Origin of the sequence: Pseudoalteromonas sp. SG44-1 (genome assembly GCF_014164315.1) — a bacterium.
GTDB classification, from domain to species: Bacteria; Pseudomonadota; Gammaproteobacteria; order Enterobacterales; family Alteromonadaceae; genus Pseudoalteromonas; species Pseudoalteromonas rhizosphaerae.
The window spans coordinates 1-692 of the sequence record NZ_JACJEW010000216.1; the positions used below are offsets into that span (position 1 = coordinate 1).

At 36.0% G+C, this 692-nt stretch carries 1 protein-coding gene; it reads left to right on the top strand.

Annotation, left to right across the window (positions count from 1 at the left end; translation table 11 throughout):
• Positions 1-692, top strand: a 692-nt coding sequence (locus tag H5187_RS23850; protein ID WP_182798508.1) for an IS1595 family transposase, incomplete at both ends; no start/stop codon positions are given.

A 692-nucleotide genomic window follows, 5' to 3' on the forward strand; every position in this document is an offset into this window, starting at 1 on the left:
AAATCATGCAACAAAACATTTAATGCACTTGCAGACTCACCACTTTACCGAATGAAAAAGGCTGAGAAGTGGATCGAATATACCAAATTAATGTGGGAAGGCGTATCCCTTAGAAAATCAGCTAAAGCTTTGGATATAACACTTAGAACGTCATTTCGTTGGCGACATATGTTTATTAAAGCCCCTGCCAGCTTTAATCCTTCAGTACTAACGGGTGTTATTGAAGCTGATGAAACATCTTTACCAGAATCTTTTAAAGGTAAGAGGGCTATTAACCGTAAGTCACGTAAACGTGGTGGTGGAAAAATCGAAAAAGTTCCTATTTTTATTGCTCTTGATCGTAGTGGTGCTATATCTCACAAGGTTTTAGAACGAAATACAAAAGAAAATATTCAAGCACAATTGAAGCCTTTATTATCATCAGGCTCAGTGCTTTGTACTGATGGAAACTTATCGTATAAAGGTATTGCTAAAGAACTCGACATTGACCATAAACGTTTGATTGGGTTGGATAACCAAAGAGTGGTAGAAGGTATTTACCATATCCAAACACTTAATAATTATATGATGCGATGGAAGGCATGGTTAAGACGTTTTAATGGCATTGGTACAGACTACATTGAGAATTATTTAAGCTGGTTTAGGTTTATGGAAGATAACACTGAGTATTCAGATCAAACATGGATAAAAGA